The sequence below is a fragment of the Thauera sp. WH-1 genome (genome assembly GCF_047806685.1).
Lineage (GTDB): Bacteria > Pseudomonadota > Gammaproteobacteria > Burkholderiales > Rhodocyclaceae > Thauera.
In genome coordinates, this window is the sequence record NZ_JBLQGP010000003.1 from 218579 (window position 1) to 239859 (window position 21281).

The window sequence follows — 21281 nt, forward strand, 5'->3', positions numbered from 1 at the left end:
GCCGGTCAAGGATGAAATGCACGATCGGGCGAGCGATCCGTGCACCGCACGCAAGCAGAGGGCTCAGCCCAGGCTCATGCGCAGCTTGCCGATGTCGGGGATGTGGATGGTGCGGCCCTCGACCTCGATCAGGCCGGAATCGGTGAGCTCGTGCAGGATGCGCGAGAAGTGCTCCTGGGTGAGGTTGAGCCGCGAGGCGATCGTGCCCTTGCTGGTGGGCAGGCGGATCGACACGCGGCCGACGGCGACGCCCTCGCCCTCGCGCTCTTCCTCCCGCAACAGGTAGCCGATGATGCGTTCGCGACCCGAGCGCAAGGAGTAGCTCTCGACGTCGGCCATCAACTGGTGCAGGCGCTGTGCCAGGCCGGCGATGATCTTGCGGCAGAACATCGGGTCGCCGGCCATCTCGTCGAAGAACACCTGTTTGCCGATGTGCAGCAGGCTGGCATCGGTCAGCGCCTGTGCCATCACCACGTAAGGCTTGTCCATGAACATCACCGCCTCGCCGAAGCTCTGCCCGGGATGCAGGATGTCGACCACCTTTTCGTTGCCCTCGGCCGAGGTGAAGGCGAGCTTGATCTGGCCGCTGAGGATGAGGTGAAAGCCGTGGCAGGTGTCGCCGCGATGGAACAGGATGTCGCCGCGGGCGGCCTTGAGCTCGCGCACGCCACGCGCGAAGCGGGCGATCTCGTGGCAGCCGAGGCCGTTGAACAACGAAGCCTGGCCGAGAAGTCGGCACAGGCGCTCGAGTTCCGGGGTGGCCGGCTCGCCGGGCGTGTTGTCATGCAGCGCTTGGGCGCAGGGGAGGTCTCGGTGGTTCATGGCTTCACCGGGTGAGCTGGGCATAGAACATGGGCAGGCGGGCGGGCAGTTCGTCGGGCTGGCGGATGACGGCAAAGCCGGCCGGGCCGAACAGGTGCGGAAGGTAGCTCGCGCCCTCGCGATCGATGGTCACGCAGAAGGGCACGATGCCACGGCCACGGGCCTCGACGATCGCCACCCGGGTGTCCTCGATGCCGTAACGGCCATCGTAGAGGTCAAGGTCGTTGGGCTTGCCGTCGGACAGGATGAGCAGGATGCGACGGGCCGCCGACTGCTTGTCGAGGATGCTGGTGGCGTGGCGGATGGCCGCGCCCAGGCGCGTGTAGTAACCGGGCTTGATCGCCATGATGCGGCCGCGGGCACGGTCGTCGAAGCGTTGGTCGAAGTCCTTCAGGCGGTGAAAGCGCACGTTGCTGCGCTTGACCGACGAGAAGCCGCACAGCGCGAAGCGGTCCCCGGTGGCCATCAGGGCCTCGCCGAACAGCAGCAGGGAATCGCGAATGACGTCGATGACGCGCGCCTCGGACGACACCCAGGCGTCGGTCGACAGCGACAGGTCGGCCAGGGCCAGGCAGGCGAGATCGCGCTCGCGCTTTTCCAGCGACAGATAGAGCTGGTCGGAGGGGTGGTGGCCGCTGGCGCGGTCGGTGGCGGCACGCACCACCGCATCGACGTCGAGCTCGCTGCCATCGCCCTGCGCCTTGAGCCAGCGTCGGCCCGGCGTGAGTGCGGCGAACTGGCGGTGCAGGCGGCGCGCGGTGCGCCGCAGCGGCTCGGGCAGCGGGCAGGGGACGGCACGCGGATCATGGGCGGCGGCGCTCAGCTCGATCAGGCGCACGTGGTCCTCGCGCAGCAGGTTCTTGCGGTAGTCCCATTCGGGCAGGGGGATGCCCTCGCCCAGCACGACGTCGTCCTCGGCGGCCGAGGGCAGGTCGAGGTCGAAGCGCACCTTGGAGGCGACACGCTCGTTGTCGCGCGTGATCGACAGGTGCTCGAGGTTGGCGGCGGCGTCGGCGGCGTTGTCGTCCGGATCGTCGTCCGTGCTGCGCTTGACCTTGATGAATTCCGCCACCGACAGCAGGCTCTCGGCGCGAAAGGGGATGATCATGCCGTGCTTCTCGGGCGCATTCTCCTGGCGTTCGACGCGGTGCGCCTGCTGGCTGGCGTCGCGTCCGGGACGGCTGTTGCCGCCCTCGGCCGCTTCGGCGCCGCTGCCGCTGCCGGTGAGGCCGGCCACGTCCTTGCTGCGGAAGTCGCTCAGCCACAGCAGCACCGGCTGCGCCGGCTTGGCCTTGAGCGGCAGGGCGGGCAAGGCCGCCACACTGCCAGGGGCGTGCATCGCCTGGCGCAGCAGGGTCTCGCGCTCCGCCTCGGCCGGTGGCAGCTTGGAGGGCGGGCGGCGTTGGGCGATGACGGCATCGACCAGGCGCCGATAGCGCGCCTCCATCCCTGGCCAGCGCTTGAGCGCGCGCAGCGTGGCACGCTGGTTCTCGCGCAACTCGCGGCTGGCTTCCACGTCGATCTGGCCCTGGGGCAAGGGGGATAGCGCAGCGTCGACCGCGGCATCGGCGTCGGCGTCACCATCGGCGTGCCCGGCGGCGAGTGCGGCCAGCCATAGGTAAAGGTCGCGGTTCAGGCTGCGCTCGGGCAGCGCGTCGATCTCCGGTGGCAGGCGCAGGGTGGAGAGGTCCATGCGGCCGCGCGCAAGGCGTTCGTCGGCGCCGGCGATGCGTTGCAGCAGGCTGCGTCGCGCCCCATGGGCGTCGGCCGTGGCGGCGGCGACACGCAGGCCGGGGTCGCCGCCGAGGGCACGAAAGAACACTCCTGCGACCTTGTCGATGTCCTTGAGCCTGACCGCGGCCTTGGGAAAGTGGCCGCCCGCGGCGCGGGTGATCAGGCGGTGCCACAGCAGGCCGACGGATTCTTCCATGGTTCAGCGTTCCTTGAGCGCGCGGAAACCCGCTTCGTTCTGCCGCGCCGCCTCGTCGGCGACCCAGCTCAGCAGCGCGCCCTGCGGGTTGTCGCGCTGGGTTTCGCCGCAGGCGTCGATGCATTGGCGGCACTGCGTGCAGGTGAACATGTGGCGCTTGATGTTGCGCGGGCGTAGCCGCATCGGGCACACGGCGTCGCAGGCGGACTGGCGATCGGGCAGGCAGCTCGCGCAGTCGCTGGCGCGTTCGCGCTTGAAGCCGACCACCATGGCGTCCTTGTTGCCCATCCAGGCCAGGCTCTGGAACAGGCCAACGGCACACACGAAGCGGCAGAAGAGGTGGCGCGCGAAGAGGAATTCGAGGCTCAGCACCACGGTCGCTGCGGTGATGAAGATGAACTGGTTGCGGGTCAGTTCGCCGGCGAACAGGTTGCCGTAGACCTCGGCCGGCGGCAGCAGGTAGGTGAGAAGGACGACCGCCCACAGGAAGGCGAAGGCCACCGCGGCAGGCACGACCACGCCCCACCAGCGCGCATCGATCCGGGCCGGCGTGCCATCGGGCTTCCAGGCCGGTAGGCGATGCTTCTCCCACACCGAGGGCTTGCCCGTGGCACGCGCCATGAGCGTGTTGATGCTTTCCACCACCGAGAAGTGCGGGCAGAGCCAGCCGCAGTACATCCGACCCCACTTCCACGCCACCCACAGTACCGCGGCCGCCACCACCAGCAGCGGGACGAACAGGCGCAGGATGATGTTGCCCGCGGCCTCGAGGGCGCTCGCCTGGCCGGCGAGGAAGGGGTCCAGCCCGAGCCGCCATTCCATGCCCAGCAGCCAGGCGTGGTCCGCATCGAGGTCGTAGCGGAACAGGTTGAACACCGGCGCCAGCACGAACAGCGCGAAGAACCCGACCTGGAACACCAGGCGCAGGCGCTGGCGCGAGCGCGGCCCTTGCCCCTCGCCCGCTGCGGCAATGCGGGCGATGGGGATGACGCGGCGTGTGGACGCGGGCCCTGCCATAGCGTGTTCCTGTCCGCTCACGCCGGTTCGCGCGGCCCGAAAACCGGATAGCGCCAGCTGCGACCGTTGATGGCGCGCGACAGGCCCATCACCCCAAGCAGGATCAGGCTGGCATGGACCACGGTGAAATAGAGCACGCCGATGACCCAGGTCCACGGGTTGTCGAAGCCGCCGAGGAGGAAGATGGACACGCTGATGATCACCAGCAGCAGGCCGCCCCAGATACAGGTCCAGCCGGTCTGGCGCAGGTGATTGCGCACCAGCGGGTCGGCATGGTCGTGATGCTTGGCCCACAGGACCATCAGCGCGAGGAAGGCGAGGCCGGGCAACAGCATCAGGTTGATCAGGAACAGCGCCTCGGCGGCCACCGCGAGCTGCGGACCGGGCATGATGTGCTTGAGGGGGTCAGGGCGTTCGATGTTCATGAATTTGTTATAGCGCGCCGGTGCAGGCTTAGCGTCCGAAGGTGGCGGAAACCACTTCCATCAGTCCCTCGGCGATGTCTGCATCGTCGGTGAGGCTTTCGACGATGCCCACCCGGCAGGCTGCCACAGGGTCCATGCCGTCCTTGATCAGCAGCGCGGCATAGACCAGCAGCCGGGTACTCGCCGACTCCTCGAGGTCGCGGTCCTTGAGCGAGCGCAGGGCGCCGCCGATCGCGACCAGGCGCCGCGCCAGGTCGGGCGGGCAGGCGGTCTCCCCGATCAGGATGGCCTCTTCCTGCGCGGCACGCGGAAAGTCGAAGCGCACGCTGATGAAGCGCTGCCGGGTGGAGGGCTTCATGCCCTTGAGCAGGTTCTGGTAGCCGGGGTTGTAGGACACCACCAGCATGAAGCCGGGCGGGGCCTCGAGCACCTCGCCGGTGCGATCGATGGGCAGGATGCGGCGGTCGTCGGCCAGGGGGTGGAGGACGACGGTGGTGTCCTTGCGCGCCTCGACCACCTCGTCGAGGTAGCAGATGCCGCCCTCGCGCACCGCACGCGTCAGCGGGCCGTCGCACCACAGGGTGCGCCCGTCGCCGATCAGGTGCCGGCCGACGAGGTCGGCGGCGGTCAGGTCGTCGTGGCAGGCGACGGTAAACAGCGGCAGGCCGAGGCGGGCCGCCATGTGGGCGACGAAGCGCGTCTTGCCGCAGCCGGTCGGGCCCTTGATGAGCAGCGGCAGGCGGTTCTTCCAGGCGTGCTCGAAGACCTCGACCTCGTCGCCGGCGGGTTGATAGAAGGGGATGTCGAGGTTGGGCGTGTCCGGCTTCATTGTGCGAGTCCTTTGATGTAGGCGATGGCGATGACGACCCACACCAGGATCATCCAGCCCATGGTGACGGCGCGCCACAACAGGGGCGCGTGGCGCAGGGCCATGAAGTCGAGAATGATCACCGCGCCTTTCCAGAACGAGATCGTCGCCAGTGCGGCGATGGCCCAGGTTCCGGTGGCGCCGAGCATGCCCATGCCCCAGGTGAGCAGGGTGGCGGCGATCAGCGTGATCCACAGCCAGGTGGCGCGCCGGGGCGTGCCGTGCATCTGGACGTCCATGTCCGGCTCCTCAGTGAATGACGTAGACCAGCGGGAAGAGAATCAGCCACACCAGATCCACCATGTGCCAGTAGGCGGCGCCGGTCTCGAGGCCGTTCATGTCGCCCGGCCCGTAACGGCCCTGGCGGGCGCCGTTCCACATCGCCACCAGGATTACCAGGCCGAGGATGACGTGCATGAAGTGAAAGAAGGTGAGCGACAGGTAGAACATGTGGAAGGGGCTGCTCGACAGGCTGATGTCGTGCGCGAATGCGGCGGCATACTCGCCCAGCTTGACGACGATGAAACCCAGCCCGGCGAGGATGGCCCCCAGCAGCCAGTTCGCGGCGGCGCGCGAGGCGCGCAGCTCGGCCGCCTGGACCGCCCGCACCACGAAGTAGCTGGCCGTCAGCAGCAGGATGGTGTTGAGCGCGCCGGCGTTGCGGTCGAGCGCCGCCTGCTCGGCATTGAACAGCTCGATGTTGTTCGCCCGCGTGAAGGCGTAGGCGGCGAAGAACACGCCGAAGGCCAGCAGTTCGGCCAGGATGAAGAACCAGATGGCGAGGTCGCCCGCCAGCCGCGGACCGCTGGCTGGGGTGGGGGTGCTCGCGGGGGCGACCGGAAGGGAGGTGCTTGTCGTTTCCATGCGCGGCAGTCTAGGCAAGCGCGCATGGTTTGAACTTGATCGTGGTTAATTGGTGTCCGGTGCCGCCGGGTTGGGGTGTCCACCGGTGAGCCAGTGGCGGGTGACATCGGCCATGCGGCTGGCAAAGCCCCACTCGTTGTCGAACCAGATCATCAGATTGACCATGCGCGGCCCGATCGCGCGCGTCTGGCCGCCATCGACGATGGCCGAATGCGGGTCATGATTGAAGTCGATCGAGGCGTGCGCTTCGTCGGAGTACGCGATCAGCCGTGCATAGCAGCCCCTGGCTGCGCTGCGCAGCAGATGGTTGATGTCGCCTGCGGTGACGTCGCGCGCCAGGGTCAGCACCATGTCGATCGCCGACACGTTGTGGGTCGGCACGCGGATGGCCTTGGCCTGCACGCGGCCGGCGAGGACCGGCAGCAGGCGCTCGACGCCGCGCGCCAGGCCGGTCGATACCGGGATGATGGACTGCATGGCCGAGCGCGTGCGGCGCAGGTCGGTGTGATGGTAGCCGTCGATGAGCGGCTGGTCGTTCATGGCCGAATGCAGCGTGGTGAGCAGGACCTGCTCGATGCCGATCTCGCGCTGCAGCAGGTCGAGCACCGGGACCACGGCGTTGGTGGTGCAGGAGGCGTTCGACACCAGGCCCTCGCTGCCGCGCAGCTCATGGTGGTTGATGCCATAGACGATGGTGGCGTCGACGTCCTCGGCACCATTGCCCGGATGCGACAGCAGCAGGCGGGGGCAGCCGGCGTCGAGAAAGCGCTGCAGTTCGGCGCGGCTGCCGTACTGGCCGGAGCATTCCACCACCAGATCGAGCTCGAGCGCGCCCCAGTCGACCGTCTCGGGGCGGTGGGCATGGGTGACCAGGATCGAGCGACCTTCCACCAGCAGCGTGTCTTCGGTGCTGTCCACCGTTCCCGGAAAGCGACCGTGGGTGGAGTCGAAGCGGGTGAGGTAGGCGATGCTCGCCAGATCGGCCGGCTCGTTGATGGCGACGACGCGGAACTGCTCGCTGAGGCCGGCCTCGTGCAAGGCACGCAGATAGCAGCGGCCGATGCGGCCATAGCCGTTGATGGCAATGCGGAAACCGGGTGTGGCTTGGGGGGAGACAGGGGCGGTTGCGGACACGGTGGGCTCTTGCAGGGCGAAAGCCGGCACCAGGGCCGGCGTACGCGGGGAAGCGGCATTCTAGCGGTTCGGCTGACGAAGGCTGGCGTCGGCAGGAAAAAAAAGGGCGGCTCGCGCCGCCCCAACCCCTTCCCCTGGATCGCCCAGGAGTTGCTACTACTGCACCTGCTGCATGTCAGGCCTTGACGCCCTTCGCTTCGCCCTTGATGAAGAAGCTGGCGAGGTAGGTCAGCAGGCCGATGAAGAACATCACCCCGGCCCATTCACGCATCCAGTAGAACAGCATCAGCTGGTCCTGGGTCGCCATGAAGGACATCGGCGTGTCGGAGACGCGCTGCAGCCACACTTGCAGGATGCCGGCGGCGGTCAGGAACAGCGTGATGAACACCATCGCGATGGTCATTAGCCAGAACGACCACATCTCCACCACCTGGGCCTTGGTGTCGTTCGCCGCACGACCGCGCAGGATCGGCATGGCGTAGCTGATGATGGTGATCACGACCATCACGTAGGCACCGTAGAAGGCCATGTGACCGTGGGCCGCGGTGATCTGCGAGCCGTGGGTGAAGTAGTTCACCGGAGCCAGGGTGTGCAGGAAACCCCACACGCCAGCGCCGAGGAAGGCCATCACGCCGGTACCCAGCGCCCACAGCACGGCAGCCTTGTTCGGATGCTCACGGCGGCGGCGGTTCACCATGTTGAAGGCGAACACGGTCATGGCGAAGAAGGGAATCGGCTCCAGCGCGGAGAAGATCGAACCCCACCACTGCCAGTACTCCGGCGTACCAATCCAGAAGTAGTGGTGACCGGTACCGATGATGCCAGTGACCAGCGCCAGGGTGATGATCACGTACAGCCACTTCTCGATCACTTCGCGGTCGACACCGGTGACCTTGATCAGCACGAAGGCGAGCAGCGCGGCCATGATCAGTTCCCACACGCCTTCCACCCAAAGGTGCACCACCCACCACCAGTAGAACTTGTCGCGAACGAGGTTGACCGGGTTGTAGAAGGAGAACAGGAAGAAGATCGCCAGACCCCACAGGCCCAACAGCAGCACGATGCTGATGACGGTCTTGCGGCCCTTCAGCACGGTCATGGTGATGTTGAACAGGAAGGCCAGGGCGACGACGACGATGCCGATCTTCGTCAGCAGGGGCTGCTCGAGGAACTCGCGGCCCATGGTGGCGAGGATGTCGTTACCCGTTGCCGAGGCGAGCGTGGCGTAATCCACCAGCAGATAGCCGAGGATGGTGGCCGCACCGGCGACGAGGAAGACCCAGAACAGGATCAGCGCCAGCTTCGGGCTGTACAGTTCGGTCTCGGTTTCCTCAGGCACGAGGTAATAGGCCGCCCCCATGAAGCCGAACAGCAGCCACACGATCAGCAGGTTGGTGTGCACCATGCGGGCGACGTTGAACGGGATTTCCGGGAACAGGAAGTCGCCGACGACGTACTGCATGCCCAGAATTAGGCCGAATATGATTTGCCCTACGAATAGTCCGATCGCCGCAATGAAGTAGGGCATGGCGACCGCTTGTGATTTGTATTGCATCTGTGATCCCCTTGTGGTCTCCAGGTTTCCGGTCAACCTTCGATGTTGGGCGGCCAGTTGGCAGTGTTGATGCCCGCCGTGTACTTGAAGAAGGCCACGAGCTGGTCGAGCTCTTCATCGGTGAGGTGGAAATTCGGCATCTGGCGACGGCCCGGGGCGCCCGTGGGCTGGGACATCATCCACGCCTTGATGAAATCCGGGCCGCGGCGGGTGTAGACGTTGCCGAGTTCCGGGGCGAAGTAGGCGCCTTCACCCAGCAGGGTGTGGCAGCCGAGACAGTTGCGTGTTTCCCAGATGTGCTTGCCGGCAGCGACTTCAGGTGTGATGTTCTGCCGGTTGTCGCGATTCGGGAGTTCGCGTTCGGTGTCGAAGGTGAGCGCCAGGAACAGGAGGAAGAAGAACACCGTTCCCCCGTAGAAGATGTTCCGCGCCATGGATTTTGTGAAGATGCCGCTCATGGAGTACTCCTCATCGCTTGTCTCGTTTTGTCCGGATAGGTGGCAGGTTGGCTGGGTGGTTCAGGGGGTGAAGCTACCCACGGCGGTGCCGATGGTGGGCGCATTGTCCGAGTCGCGCCGGATGGGCTCCATGATTTGAATCAAGATTGTCCGGGCCGACGGCCTGCAGGGCGCGAACTGGCGTGCTTTCACGCTGTCGTTGAGGTGGCGGGGGGCGCAGCGGGCTTGCAAGCGGCATGGCCGAGGACCCTCCTGAACAGGAACGGAGCAATGAGCGAACGCTTCAGCACCCATGCTCTGCGCATGGGAATCGGTGTCCTGGCGGTGGTGGTGGCGCCGTGCGCGCAGGCCGGCGACTGGATTGCGGTCGACATCGGCCATACCCTCGAGGCGCCGGGGGCCATCAGCGCGCGTGGACGCAGCGAGTTCGAGTTCAACCGCGACCTCGCCCGCGTGCTGGTCCATACGCTGCGCGCGCGCGGCATGCGCGCCGAGCTGGTCAATGCCGACGGCCGCATCGACAGCCTGCAGGCGCGGCCGCGGGCGGCGCAGGGCGCGCGCCTGCTGCTGTCGATCCATCACGACTCGGTCAATGCCTTCGAGTTGCGGCCGTGGGAATGGGAGGGCCGCATGCTCGACTACAACGACGCGTTTGCCGGGCACTCGCTATTCGTGTCGCGCGACAACCCGCAGACGGCGCAGAGCATCCTGTGTGCGCGGGTGATCGGCGCCCGCCTGCAGCGCATGGGCTTCGAGCCCACGCACAAGAACGGGCGGCGCCGTGCCTATGTTGATTTCGAGCATGCGGTGCATTACTTCGACGGTCTTGCGGTGCTGCGCCACGCGACGATGCCGGCGGTGCTGTTCGAGGCAGGGGTGCTCAAGAACCGCGATGAGGAGTTGCTGCTGCGCGACCCCGCGCGTCAGGCGCGCATGGCCGACGGCATTGCGACCGCGCTCGCGGCCTGCCTCGACCATGGCCTGCCGGCTGACGACGAGGCGGCGGCCGACCGCCCGGATGCGGTCGATGCGCGTCCCGTCGAGGGGCGGCGCGGAGGCTGACGCACATCGTGCGAGCGGGCTCGCCGCCGCTCGGCGGGAGCCCGCTCGATTCGTCGCCTCGGGGGCGTCAACGCTGGTTGGGCAGGCGCGAGGAGACACCCTGGACGAAGTAGTCCATCCGGCCAAGTGTCGCATCGTCCATCACCGCGCCGGCGGCAAGGCGTTCACTGCCCGCCTGGTCGATGACCGGGCCGGTGAACGGGTGGAAGCTGCCGTCGCGGATCTTGTCCTCGAGCGCGCGCACCTCGGCCTGCAGGTCTGCAGGGATGGCCGGATTCAAGGGCGCGAGCTTGATCATGCCGTCCTTGATGCCGCCCCACACGTTTTCGGGCTTCCAGGTCCCGGCCAGCACCTCGTTGACGGTGCGGGTATAGAACTCGCCCCAGTGGTGGGTGGTGGCGGTGAGTTGCGCCCTGGGGCCGTACTTTGCCATGTCGGAGTGATAGCCGAAGGCATGGACGCCGCGCTCCTCGGCCGCCTGTACGGTGGCGGTGGAGTCGGTGTGATGGGTGACCATGTCCGCGCCCTGCGAGATCAGCGTCATTGCCGCTTCGCGTTCCTTGCCCGGGTCGTACCAGCTGTTGACCCAGATCACGCGCACCTCGACGTTCGGGTTGACGCTGCGGGCGCCCATCGTGAACGCGTTGATGCCCTGCAGGACCTCGGGAATCGGGAAGGCGCCGACGTAGCCGAGCACGTTCGACTTGGTCATCTTGCCGGCGATCACGCCGTTGAGGTAGCGGCCTTCGTAGAAACGCGCGTTGTAGGGCGCGAAGTTCTTGGCCGACTTGTAGCCGGTGGCGTGCAGAAAGGTGACGCTGGGAAACTGGCGGGCGACACGCTCGACGTAGTTCATGTAGCCGAAGCTGGTAGCGAACACGATCCTGCTGCCGCTGGCGGCGAATTCGCGGATCACGCGTTCGGCGTCGGCGCCTTCGGCCACGCTCTCGACGAAGCGCGTCTCGACCTTGTCGCCGAGCGCGGCCTGCATCTGCTTGCGGCCCTCGTCGTGCTGGTAGGTCCAGCCCGCATCGCCGATCGGACTCACATAGACGAAACCGATCCGGGTCGGCGCCTGCGCAGCGGCGCTGAAAGGCAGGGTGGCGGCCACGGCGAGCGCGGCGGCAGACAGCATGAACTGGCGACGGGGCTTCATCGAGACTCTCCTGGACGATTCACGGGGTGTGGGTGGCGGAAATTGTAGCGCCGGGGCCCTGCGGTCAGCCTGGCTGCTCGGCCGTGGCGCGCACACATTCGCGCACCAGTGCCGGACCGCGATAGATCAGGCCGCTGTAGAGCTGCACCAGCACGGCGCCGGCCTGCAGCTTGGCTCGGGCATCGGCCCCCTCGAGCACGCCGCCGGCGGCGATGATGGGCAGCTCGCCGCCCAGCGCCCGGGCGAGCTGGCGCACCACGGCGGTCGAGGCCTCGAAGACGGGCGCGCCGGACAGGCCGCCCTGCTCGTTGCCATGGCGGAGGCCCTGTACCTTGTCGCGCGCGAGCGTCGTGTTGGTGGCGATCACACCGTCGATGCGGTGGCGGCGCAGCGCGTCGGCAATGTTGATGACCTGGGGCTCGTCGAGATCGGGCGCGATCTTGAGCGTGAGGGGTACGTAGCGCCCGTGCGTGTCGGCAAGCCGCGTCTGCATCGCCTTGAGGCGCCCGAGCAGGTCGTCGAGTTCGGATTCGCCTTGCAACTGGCGCAGGTTCTTGGTGTTGGGCGACGAGATATTGACGGTGACGTAGCTTGCCAGCGCATAGACCTTGTCGAGGCAGGCGAGGTAGTCGTCTGCGGCACGCTCGATCGGCGTGTCGAAGTTCTTGCCGATGTTGATGCCGAGAATGCCGCGGTACTTGGCCGCCCTGACGTGGGCGAGCAGGGCGTCGACGCCGTGATTGTTGAACCCCATGCGGTTGATGATGGCGCGCGCCTCGGGCAGGCGGAACATGCGTGGGCGTGGGTTGCCCGGTTGTGCGCGCGGCGTGATGGTGCCGATCTCGATGAAGCCGAAGCCCATATGGGCAAGGCCGTCGATGGCCTCGCCGTTCTTGTCGAGCCCTGCGGCAAGGCCGATGCGGTTGGGAAAGCTCAGGCCCATTACCTCGACCGGCGTGGCCGGCGCGGGCTTGGCGGGCGGCAGCAGCTTGCCGGCGTAATGCAGCGCGTGAAGCGTGAATTCGTGGGCGTTTTCGGGATCGAGCGAAAACAGTAGCGGGCGGGCGATGTCGTAGAGCATCGGCCGATTGTAGCGATTCGCCGTGCATGCGGCGAGGCGCGGTCGCTCAGCCCGGCGGCCGGAATGGCTGCCACTCGCCGTCGCGCAGGACTTCGAGTGCGCCAAAGCGGGACTTGTAGGCCATCTTCGGGCTTTCGGCGATCCAGTAGCCGAGATAGACGTGGGCCAGATGCAGGCGCCGACAGGCGTCGATCTGCCACAGGATGCCGTAGGTGCCGAGGGCGCTACGGGGCAGTTCGGGCTCGTAGAAGGTGTATACGCTCGACAGGCCGTCCGCCAGGCGGTCGATCACGCTGACCATGCGCAACACGCCGTCCTCGCGGAATTCCACCAGGCGGGTGTCGACATGGCTCTGGAGCAGGAAGTGGCTGTATTGCTCGCGGTTGTCGAGGTCCATGCCGCCGCCCGAGTGGCGTGCCGCCTGGTACCGCTGATAGAGCAGGTAATGCTCCTCGAAGAACTCGAGCGGACGCTCGCCTGCCTGCAATGCGGTGTGCTTGTTCCACGCGCGGCGCTGGCTGCGATCGGGGCGAAAGGCGTCGACGGCGATGCGCACCGGCACGCAGGCATGGCAGTGGTCGCAGTAGGGACGGTAGGTGAACACCCCGCTGCGACGAAAGCCGCGGCGCACGAGCTCGCTGTAGACCTGCGGGTCGATCAGATGCCCCGGCGTCGCGACCTGTGAACGTGCGCTGCGATCGGGCAGGTATGAGCAGGCGTAGGGCGCCGTCGCATAGAACTGGATCAGCGCGTAGGGGTAGTCCTTTTGCATCGCGTGGTCTGGGCGGCGTGGGGTGGGTTCAGGTCCAGTCGATCGAGCTTGCTGCATCTGCCGCCCAGCGCTGAGCGGGCGGCCCCTCGTCCACCCACCGCACCAGGGCCCGGGAGAATGCCGCGCGCGGCATCTCGCACGCGCCCATGGACTGCAGGTGAGACGTCGTCATCTGGCAATCGATCATGCCATAAGCGCGCTCGGCAAGCAGGCGGGCAAGATGCGCGAGGGCGACCTTGGAGGCGTCGGTCTCGCGCGAGAACATCGACTCGCCGAAAAACACCCGGCCGATCGCGATGCCGTACAGGCCGCCCACCAAGCTTCCGTCGCGCCAGCATTCGACACTGTGCGCATGACCCAGTTCATGCATGCGCAGATAGGCGGCCTGCATGGCCGGGGTGATCCACGTCCCGTTAGCCGGCGGTCGCGGCGCGGCACAGCCACGCAGCACCTGGGCAAAGGCGCTGTCCACCCGCACTGCGAAGCGCCGGCGGCGCAGGGTCTTGCGCAGCGAATGGCTGATGTGGACTTGTTCGGGGAGCAGCACCAGACGTGGATCGGGGCTCCACCACAGGATCGGCTCGCCGGCGCTGAACCAGGGAAAGATGCCCCGACGATAGGCTGCGAGCAGCCACTCCGGCGAGAGCTCGCCGCCCGCGGCGAGCAGACCGTTGGGTTCGGCCAGTGCACAATCGACCGGCGGAAAGGCCGGCTCCTCGCCCAGCCACGGAATCATGCCGCCACGGCTTCCGGATGGGCGGCGAGGTTCAGCCCGGTGCTCTCGTCCTGGAAGGTCACCACATGGTCGACCCCGAGGCGGATGCCGATGCGCTCGCCGATGGCGTGGTTGTGGTGGCTGGGCACCAGCGACAGCACCCGGGAGCCACTGCTCAGGCGCAGGGTGTAGAGAATCTCGGCGCCGCGAAACGCCTTGTGCACGACTTCCGCCTTCAGGGAGCTGGCATCGTCGTGGACGATGTCGTCCGGGCGCAGCAGCACGTCGACATCGCTGCCGTGGGTGCAGCCGCCGCAATCGTCGCCGCACACCAGCGGCACCGCGCTGTTGAGGATGCCGAGCTCGACCCGCACCTGGCGGTCGTTGAGCACGCGGCCGCGCAGGAAGACGCCCTGGCCGATGAAATCGGCGACGAAGCGGTTGATCGGCCGGTGATAGAGGTTGTAGGGCGTGTCCCACTGCTGGATGCGGCCCTCGTACATGATCCCGATCTCGTCGGCGACCGCGAAGGCCTCGTGCTGATCGTGCGTGACCAGGATGGCGGTGGTGTTGGTGGCCTTGATGATGTCCCGCACTTCATAGGACAGGCGCTCGCGCAGGTCGACGTCGAGATTCGAGAAAGGCTCGTCGAGCAGCAGCAGGCTCGGCCGCGGCGCCAGCGCGCGGGCCAGGGCCACGCGCTGCTGCTGGCCACCGGACATCTCGTGCGGGTACTTGGCGCCGTGCTCGCTCAGGCCGACCAGGCCGAGCAGCTCGTCCACTCGGTGGCGCTTGCTTGCGGCGCTCTCACCGCGCAGGCCGAAGGCGATATTGTCGGCGACCGAAAGGTGCGGGAACAGCGCATAGTCCTGGAACACCATGCCGATGCGGCGGCGCTCGGGCGGCACGCTGTGGCTCGGGGTGCCGACGGTGACACCATCGAGCTGGATCGCGCCCGCCGTCAGACGTTCGAAGCCGGCAATGCAGCGCAACACCGTCGTCTTGCCGCAGCCCGACGGGCCCAGCAGGCAGCCGATGCGGCCCTTTTCCAGCCGCAGCGACAGCTTGCGCACGATCATGTGCTTGCCGAAAGCAAGATCGATGTCATCGAGTTGGAGGTGGGACATGGGGCAGGCCTGTAGCGCGAGTTTTTTTTGCTCGGATGATTATTGCACCGGGGCGTTCCAAATGCGATCAATTATAATTCTGCCCCACGAGCGGGCGCGCGAACTGCAGCACCCCATGACAACGGACAAATGATGAAGGGAACGGGAGGGCAGGGCACGGCACGATTGCACTGGTCGACGCTGACATTGACCGCGGTGCTGATCGCCGCCCTGATTGCCGCACCGGTGCTGTCGGTGTTTTCCAACGTGTTCATTGGCGGCACCAGCGAGACTTGGTCGCACCTCGCCGACACCGTGCTCGGCGAGTTTGTCTTCAACACCGTGGTGCTGTGCATCGGGGTGGGGCTGGGCGTGTCATCCATCGGCGTCACTTCGGCCTGGCTGACCACGATGCTGGACTTTCCCGGGCGGCGCTTCTTCGAATGGGCGCTGGTGTTGCCGCTGGCGATGCCTGCCTATGTGATGGCCTATGTCTACACCGACTTCCTGCAGTTCGTGGGCCCGGTGCAGAGCTGGTTGCGCGAAACCTTCGAATGGCGGCGGGGCGACTACTGGTTCCCGGACGTGCGCAGCGTCGGTGGCGCGGTGGCGATGTTCATGTTCGTGCTCTATCCCTATGTGTACATGATCGCGCGTACCGCCTTCCTCGAACGCGCGGGCGGGATGCTCGAGGCCGGACGCTCGCTCGGCCTCGGGCCTTGGGATTCGTTCTTTCGCGTGTCGCTGCCGCTTGCGCGGCCGGCGGTGGTGGCCGGCACGGCGCTGGCCCTGATGGAGACGCTGGCCGATTTCGGCACCGTGTCCTACTTCGGGGTGCAGACCTTCACCACGGGCATCTATCGGGCCTGGTTCTCGCTCGGCGACCGCATCGCCGCGGCGCAGTTGTCGGCCGCCTTGCTGAGCTTCGTGATCCTGGTGCTGACCCTCGAGCGCATCTCGCGCGGGCGTGCCCGCTTCAACAACACCTCGCGCCAGCAGATATTGCCCGTGCGTCTGCGCCTGCCGCTGCCACTCGGCCTGCTTGCCGCCTTTGCCTGTTTCATGCCACTCCTGCTGGGTTTCCTGCTGCCTGCCGGATTGCTGTTGCAGATGGCTTTCGCCGAGGGCGATGCGCAGTTCGGGCCGCGCTTCCTGCAGCTTGCGCGCAACAGCTTCGTGCTGGCTACGGTCACGGCGCTGATCGCGGTCCTGCTCGCGCTGCTGCTCGCCTACGCGGCGCGGCTGGCCCGCTCGCGCCTGCCGCAGGTGCTCAACCGGGTGGTGGGGCTGGGCTACGCGGTGCCGGGCTCGGTGATCGCGGTCGGCGTGCTGATTCCGCTCACCCGGCTTGACAACTGGCTCGCACAGTCCTGGGAGACGGCTTTCGGTAGCAACCCCGGACTCATCCTGACCGGCGGCATCGCCGCCCTGGTCTATGCCTACCTCGCGCGATTTCTGGCGGTGGCGCTGCAGACGGTGGACTCCAGCCTGGGTAAGATCACGCCGAGCATGGACGACGCCTCGCGCAGCCTCGGCTTCGGCAAATGGGCGACGCTGGCGCGGGTGCATATGCCGATGCTCAGGGGCAGTCTGCTCACCGCCGGTCTGCTGGTCTTCGTGGATGTCATGAAGGAACTGCCCGCCACGCTGGTGATTCGACCCTTCAATTTCGACACCCTGGCCACCCAGGCCCACACCCTGGCCGCGGACGAGCGCCTGACCGAGGCGTCCACCGCGGCGCTGATCATCGTGGCCGTCGGCCTGTTGCCGATGTTCCTGATCTCGCGCCAGATCCTGCGCGTCAGGCGCAAATAGGCGCGCCGCGATCGGGTCCGGCGGCGGGCGTGAGAATTGCCGCAGGACGGTGCTGAAGCCACGCTATGTGGTGATCCGGATGAGGGATAATCGCGTCCGTGCGCACCCAGCCATCCCCCACCCCAGAGGCCATCCTGTCTCCCATGCTCTCGAATCGACCGCTGCAATGGGCGATCGTCCTGAGCGTCGTCTTTGTGCTGAGCGGGCTGTTGCCGCCCCTGCCCCTGTTCGCGGCGCCCGAGCACTATCTGGCGCTCCATACCGCGCTCGAGTTCTTCTCGATCGCGGTGGCGGGCATGGTGTTTGCGCTGGGCTGGAACCTGCGCCGCATGGTCGCCGGGGGGCGGCTGGTGTGGCTGGGAGCGGTATTCCTCGCGGTTGGCCTGATCGACCTCGGCCACACGCTCTCCTACCAGGGCATGCCGGTGTTCGTGACGCCGAACGATGCCGACAAGGCGATCCAGTTCTGGCTGATGGCGCGGCTGGTGATGGCGGTGGGCCTGATGGTGTTCGCCTTCATGGCGCAGCAGCGTTGGTCCGGGGCGCGGGCGAAGGGCGTGACCACGGCTGCCTTGGCGCTGGCGCTGGGGTGGACCTGGGTCGTCCTCGCGCATCAGGATCGCCTGCCGCGAACCTTCATCGACGGGCAGGGGATGACCGATTTCAAGGTCTGGGCCGAATACCTGCTGGCCGGCCTCTTTGTGCTTGCAGCCGTGCTGCTCGCACGGCGTGCGCGGCATGAGCGCAACGCGTCCCTGCTGTGGCTCGCGGCGGCGGCCTGGGTGCTGGCGCTCGCCGAACTGTTCTTCACGCGCTATGTTGAGGTCAGCGACTTTTTCAATGTCGCGGGTCATGCGTACAAGCTTGCCGCCTGCGCGATGGTCTATCGCGCAGTGTTCGTGTCGGGGGTGCGCGAGCCGCAGGAGCAGCTTGCCCGCGAACGTGCGCTGCTGCGCGGGCTGATCGATTCGGTGCCCGACCTGATCGCCTTCAAGGACCCGGATGGGCGCTACCTGGGCTGCAACAAGGCCTTCGCACAGGCCTATGGTGTGAGCGAAGCGCAGGTCATCGGGCGGCGTGACGGCGAGGTCCTCCATGGCCGGCGAGAACTGGCCGATGCCGGGCGCGACGGGGAAGTGGTGAGCGCGCCGGCGCATCACGAAGAATGGCTTGAAGGCCCTGATGGGGCCTTGCGCCTGTTCGACACCTTGCGTACCCCCTACCGCGACGAGGAGGGCGAATGCCTGGGGGAGATTCGCGTCAGCCGCGATTTCACGGAACGGCGCAAGGTGCGTGAGCAGATCGCCGAACGCGAACGTCGCCTGATGCGCGCCCTCGAGGGGGCGGAACTCGGTCTGTGGGACTGGGATGTGCCGGCCGGCAAGTGCGTCTTCAGCCCGGCCTGGTGTCGCATGCTCGGTTATGAGGTCGATGAGCTGGCGCCGATCGTATCGACCTGGGAGGGCTTGGTGCATCCCGACGATTGGCGCGACATCCGTGACGGCCTTGAGCCCCACCTGCGCGGGGAGACCGAAGCCTACCGCGCCGAGTATCGGCTCAAGCATCGCGACGGGCGCTGGATCTGGATCCTGGCGGCGGGACGGGTGCTTGAGCGCGGCGAGGGGGGTGAGCCCCTGCGGGTGGTGGGCATCCATCAGGACATCTCGCAACGCAAGGCGATGGAGGAGAGCCTGCTCCAGCTCGCGACCAGCGATCCGCTGACCGGCCTGTGGAATCGCCGCCACTTCACCGAGATGGTGCGTGGCGAGCTCGGGCGGGTGCGCCGCCGGCAGTCGCAGGCGGCCTTGTTGCTGCTCGACCTGGATTTCTTCAAACGCATCAATGACACCTACGGCCATGCGGCCGGCGACGAGGTGCTGCGGCATTTCGTGCTGGTGGTCAATGCGCAGTTGCGCGAGGCGGATGTCTTCGCGCGCATGGGGGGCGAGGAGTTCGCCGTGCTGCTGCCGTGCATCGACGCGCTCGGCGCGATGCGTGTGGCCGAGCGCCTGCGGCGTGTGGTGGCGGACACGCCGGCGCGTTTCGAGGCGCGACCGCTCGCGTTTTCGGTGAGCATCGGCGCCGCCATGCTGCATGCGGACGACGAGGGCTACGAGGAGGCCTATGCGCGGGCGGACCAGGCGCTCTATGCGGCCAAGCATGACGGGCGCAATCGCGTCGTGCTGGCGCCCGAACGCGACACCGCCCCGGCATCGAGCGATGTCGGGGCGGTGAGCGGTCGAGCCTGAGTCGCTGCTCGAAGCCGGCAGCGTGCGCCTTGCTTAACGGAAGCCGGCGCGGTCGAAGATGCGCTGTGCTTCGGCGACGGTGGCCGCCAGTTCGCCGATCGGGAGGGTGTCGGCCTTGAACTCACCCAGCGCGTTCAATGCCGGGTTGTCCACCTTGAGCGTGCTGACCACCGGCCACTCGTTGTTGCCATTGGCGAAGTAGGCCTGTGCGTCGTCCGAGGCCAGATACTCGAGGAACTTGACTGCAGCTTCCTTGTTCGGGGCGTGCTTGAGCATGCCGGCGCCCGAGACATTGATGTGGGTGCCCCAACTGCTCTGGTTCGGCCACACGGCCTTGACGTTGGACACCACCTGTTTGTCTTCAGCACGCTCGGAGTTCATCAGGCGCGCAAGGTAGTAGCTGTTGGCGATGGCCACGCCGCATTCGCCCGCGGCGACCGAGCGGATCTGGTCGGTGTCGCCGCCCTTGGGCGCACGCGCAAAATTGGCGACGATGCCGCGGGCCCAGTTCTCGGTCGCTTCCGCGCCGTTGTGCTTGATCATCGCCGCGCCCAGCGACAGGTTGTAGGGGTGGCTGCCCGAACGGGTGCACACCTGGCCCTTCAAGGCAGGGTCTGCGAGCTGCTCGTAGGTCTGCACCTGCTCGGCCTTCACCAGACTGGGGTTGTAGACGATGACGCGCGCGCGGGTGGAGTACGAGAACCAGTTCTCGGCGCGCAGGTGGGCGGGGATGCGGGCCTCGAGTTGGGCCGACTTCACGGGCGCGAAGATGCCAAGCTCATCGGCCTTGGCCAGGCGCGAGGCATCCACGGTGATGAGGATGTCGGCGGGGCTGTTCGCGCCCTCGGTACGGATGCGCTCGAGCAGTTCGTCTTCCTTTGCCTCGATCCGGTTGATCTTGATCCCGGTCTGCTGCGTGAAGTTACCGTAGAGCTGTTCATCGGTCTGGTAGTGACGTGCCGAGTAGATGTTGAGTTCGGCAGCGTTGGCACTTGCGGCGATGCTGAGGGCAGAGACCAGTGAGGCAAGAACGACTTTTCGCATGATGGATAACGGCCTATGAGGGTTGTGTGGGCAGTGCGCGGATCATAACGATAAAGATTCGCAGTTGCAAATGACTCGTATTTTGTTCACTATCAATGCGAACTATTCGCAATAAGGAGTCTTGCATGGATGCGCTGCTTGTCGGTGCCGATCGTCTCGGCAATATCCCCGACGTTCTGGGTGGCTTCGGGATTCGCATCGCCGCTCACGTCAGTGGCCGTGACACAAGTCATCAGCGCCGCTCCACCGCGCTGCCGAGCGGCATTGGCATGGTCATCCTGTTCACCGATTTCCTCGGCCACAACGTCATGCAGCGTTTCCGCGAGGCGGCCAGTCGTGAGGGGGTGATGTTCGTGTGCTGCCGGCGCTCGACCTGCGCCTTGCAGCAGGCCCTGGACAAACGGCTCGACAGGCGGCCTTGCAGCGAATGTCCGCGCCGGGCTCGAAGCGGGCGTTGAGCGCCTTGCGTCGTCGGCCGGGGGCGAAAAAAAGCCCCGCGCAGTAACGGGGCCTGTCGGCCGGGGGCAGGTCCGGTGGGTGTGGTGCGCTTGCGGTCGCGCTCAGCGCAGCGCGCTCAGCGCAGCGCGCTCAGCGCAGCGCCATTACCGATCATGCTCGTGTCGTCGACCAGCCGACGGGCGCCGTTGAACCGCTGCGCCCAGTACCGCGTGGCGATGCTTTCGACGCGGACCTTGCCACCAGAGGAGGGGGCGTGGACGAACTTGCCGTCGCCCAGATAGATGCCCACATGCGAGAAGGTGCGCCGCATGGTGTTGAAGAACACCAGATCGCCAGGCTTGAGCTCCTGCCGACCGATGTTGTCGCCAAGCTTGGCCATTTCGCGCGCCGTACGGGGCAGGTCTAGGCCGACGGCGTTGCGAAACACGTTGAGCACCAGTCCGCTGCAGTCCAGCCCGGTCTCGGGCGAGGTGCCGCCGAAGCGATAGCGGATGCCGAGGTAGGACAAGGCCTCATCGACAAGCTGCTCGGCAGCATTGGCGTACTCGTCGAAGGTCGAGCGCTCCGTCTTCACCTGCGCCAGGGGCTTGGCCGTTTCCACCGCCTGGGCGGCAAGTGGCGATAGCACAAGCGTCAACAGCAGGAGGAGGGCGGGGCGGCGCAAAAACATTCGGCGGAATATACGCAGGCGAATGGGACTTGTAAACAGGAAATGTCTGATTTCCAGGACTTTGTTCCGGTCTGTAAGC

General features: G+C 66.7%; 21 protein-coding genes. 4 read left to right on the forward strand and 17 right to left on the reverse strand.

From position 1 onward, the window contains the following. Nucleotides 1-63: 63 nt before the first annotated feature. From ACMV5O_RS05245 to ACMV5O_RS05290, 10 genes are all read right to left on the reverse strand, one after another. Nucleotides 64-822, reverse strand: a complete 759-nt coding sequence (locus ACMV5O_RS05245; protein ID WP_416162506.1) for a Crp/Fnr family transcriptional regulator — start codon at nucleotides 820-822, stop codon at nucleotides 64-66. Nucleotides 823-826: 4 nt separating this feature from the next. Beyond that, the gene (locus ACMV5O_RS05250) at nucleotides 827-2752 is read right to left on the reverse strand and encodes a nitric oxide reductase activation protein NorD (RefSeq protein WP_416162507.1); all 1926 of its coding nucleotides are present in this window, start codon (nucleotides 2750-2752) and stop codon (nucleotides 827-829) included. A 3-nt stretch (nucleotides 2753-2755) separates the two neighbouring features. After that, complete coding sequence (locus tag ACMV5O_RS05255) at nucleotides 2756-3769, reverse strand: 4Fe-4S binding protein (protein ID WP_416162508.1); 1014 nt, start codon at nucleotides 3767-3769, stop codon at nucleotides 2756-2758. Nucleotides 3770-3786: 17 nt separating this feature from the next. Beyond that, complete coding sequence (locus tag ACMV5O_RS05260) at nucleotides 3787-4194, reverse strand: hypothetical protein (RefSeq protein ID WP_416162509.1); 408 nt, start codon at nucleotides 4192-4194, stop codon at nucleotides 3787-3789. Between the two features lie 28 nt (nucleotides 4195-4222). After that, nucleotides 4223-5023, reverse strand: coding sequence for a CbbQ/NirQ/NorQ/GpvN family protein (locus ACMV5O_RS05265; protein WP_416162510.1), 801 nt, complete (start codon nucleotides 5021-5023; stop codon nucleotides 4223-4225). Next, a complete protein-coding gene (locus tag ACMV5O_RS05270) occupies nucleotides 5020-5301 on the reverse strand; it encodes a cytochrome C oxidase subunit IV family protein (RefSeq protein ID WP_416162511.1) in 282 nt (93 codons plus the stop codon). Before ACMV5O_RS05270 ends, ACMV5O_RS05265 begins: the two co-directional genes overlap by 4 nt. 10 nt (nucleotides 5302-5311) lie before the next feature. Continuing rightward, nucleotides 5312-5926: a cytochrome c oxidase subunit 3 family protein gene (locus ACMV5O_RS05275; RefSeq protein WP_416162512.1), complete on the reverse strand. Its 615-nt coding sequence runs from the start codon at nucleotides 5924-5926 to the stop codon at nucleotides 5312-5314. A 45-nt stretch (nucleotides 5927-5971) separates the two neighbouring features. Further along, nucleotides 5972-7060, reverse strand: coding sequence for a type I glyceraldehyde-3-phosphate dehydrogenase (locus tag ACMV5O_RS05280; protein ID WP_416162513.1), 1089 nt, complete (start codon nucleotides 7058-7060; stop codon nucleotides 5972-5974). Nucleotides 7061-7235: 175 nt separating this feature from the next. After that, nucleotides 7236-8615 carry a cbb3-type cytochrome c oxidase subunit I gene (locus tag ACMV5O_RS05285; protein WP_324541829.1) on the reverse strand — a complete coding sequence of 460 codons (1380 nt, stop codon included), beginning with the start codon at nucleotides 8613-8615 and terminating at the stop codon, nucleotides 7236-7238. 32 nt (nucleotides 8616-8647) lie between these two features. Further along, on the reverse strand, nucleotides 8648-9073 hold the full coding sequence (locus ACMV5O_RS05290; protein ID WP_324541827.1) for a cytochrome c: 426 nt from the start codon (nucleotides 9071-9073) through the stop codon (nucleotides 8648-8650). 303 nt (nucleotides 9074-9376) lie between these two features. On the opposite strand from ACMV5O_RS05290, the gene ACMV5O_RS05295 reads away from it, so the two are divergent. Beyond that, on the forward strand, nucleotides 9377-10135 hold the full coding sequence (locus ACMV5O_RS05295; RefSeq protein WP_416162567.1) for an N-acetylmuramoyl-L-alanine amidase family protein: 759 nt from the start codon (nucleotides 9377-9379) through the stop codon (nucleotides 10133-10135). A 67-nt stretch (nucleotides 10136-10202) separates the two neighbouring features. Here the strand turns inward: ACMV5O_RS05295 and ACMV5O_RS05300 are convergent, their stop codons facing one another. The 5 genes from ACMV5O_RS05300 to ACMV5O_RS05320 form a co-directional block, all read right to left on the reverse strand. Beyond that, the gene (locus tag ACMV5O_RS05300) at nucleotides 10203-11291 is read right to left on the reverse strand and encodes a BMP family ABC transporter substrate-binding protein (RefSeq protein WP_416162514.1); all 1089 of its coding nucleotides are present in this window, start codon (nucleotides 11289-11291) and stop codon (nucleotides 10203-10205) included. Between the two features lie 64 nt (nucleotides 11292-11355). Beyond that, nucleotides 11356-12372: a quinone-dependent dihydroorotate dehydrogenase gene (locus ACMV5O_RS05305; RefSeq protein WP_416162515.1), complete on the reverse strand. Its 1017-nt coding sequence runs from the start codon at nucleotides 12370-12372 to the stop codon at nucleotides 11356-11358. Between the two features lie 46 nt (nucleotides 12373-12418). After that, nucleotides 12419-13144 (reverse strand): arginyltransferase, encoded by a 726-nt coding sequence (locus ACMV5O_RS05310; protein WP_416162516.1) that lies wholly within the window; start codon nucleotides 13142-13144, stop codon nucleotides 12419-12421. Between the two features lie 28 nt (nucleotides 13145-13172). Beyond that, a complete protein-coding gene (gene aat, locus ACMV5O_RS05315; RefSeq protein WP_416162517.1) occupies nucleotides 13173-13880 on the reverse strand; it encodes a leucyl/phenylalanyl-tRNA--protein transferase in 708 nt (235 codons plus the stop codon). Then, a complete protein-coding gene (locus tag ACMV5O_RS05320; protein WP_416162518.1) occupies nucleotides 13877-14986 on the reverse strand; it encodes an ABC transporter ATP-binding protein in 1110 nt (369 codons plus the stop codon). Before ACMV5O_RS05320 ends, aat begins: the two co-directional genes overlap by 4 nt. A gap of 132 nt (nucleotides 14987-15118) precedes the next feature. Here ACMV5O_RS05320 and ACMV5O_RS05325 point away from each other — a divergent pair, with 132 nt between their 5' ends. Then, nucleotides 15119-16780 (forward strand): ABC transporter permease, encoded by a 1662-nt coding sequence (locus ACMV5O_RS05325; RefSeq protein ID WP_416162568.1) that lies wholly within the window; start codon nucleotides 15119-15121, stop codon nucleotides 16778-16780. Between the two features lie 143 nt (nucleotides 16781-16923). Further along, complete coding sequence (locus ACMV5O_RS05330; protein WP_416162519.1) at nucleotides 16924-19029, forward strand: MASE3 domain-containing protein; 2106 nt, start codon at nucleotides 16924-16926, stop codon at nucleotides 19027-19029. 33 nt (nucleotides 19030-19062) lie between these two features. On the opposite strand, the gene ACMV5O_RS05335 is transcribed toward ACMV5O_RS05330, so the two are convergent. Then, nucleotides 19063-20073, reverse strand: coding sequence for a Fe(3+) ABC transporter substrate-binding protein (locus ACMV5O_RS05335; RefSeq protein WP_416162520.1), 1011 nt, complete (start codon nucleotides 20071-20073; stop codon nucleotides 19063-19065). Between the two features lie 125 nt (nucleotides 20074-20198). Between ACMV5O_RS05335 and ACMV5O_RS05340 the strand changes: the two genes are divergently transcribed. Further along, nucleotides 20199-20531, forward strand: coding sequence for a DUF2325 domain-containing protein (locus tag ACMV5O_RS05340; RefSeq protein WP_416162521.1), 333 nt, complete (start codon nucleotides 20199-20201; stop codon nucleotides 20529-20531). Nucleotides 20532-20647: 116 nt separating this feature from the next. On the opposite strand, the gene ACMV5O_RS05345 is transcribed toward ACMV5O_RS05340, so the two are convergent. After that, nucleotides 20648-21202: a C40 family peptidase gene (locus tag ACMV5O_RS05345; RefSeq protein ID WP_416162522.1), complete on the reverse strand. Its 555-nt coding sequence runs from the start codon at nucleotides 21200-21202 to the stop codon at nucleotides 20648-20650. Nucleotides 21203-21281: the final 79 nt, after the last annotated feature.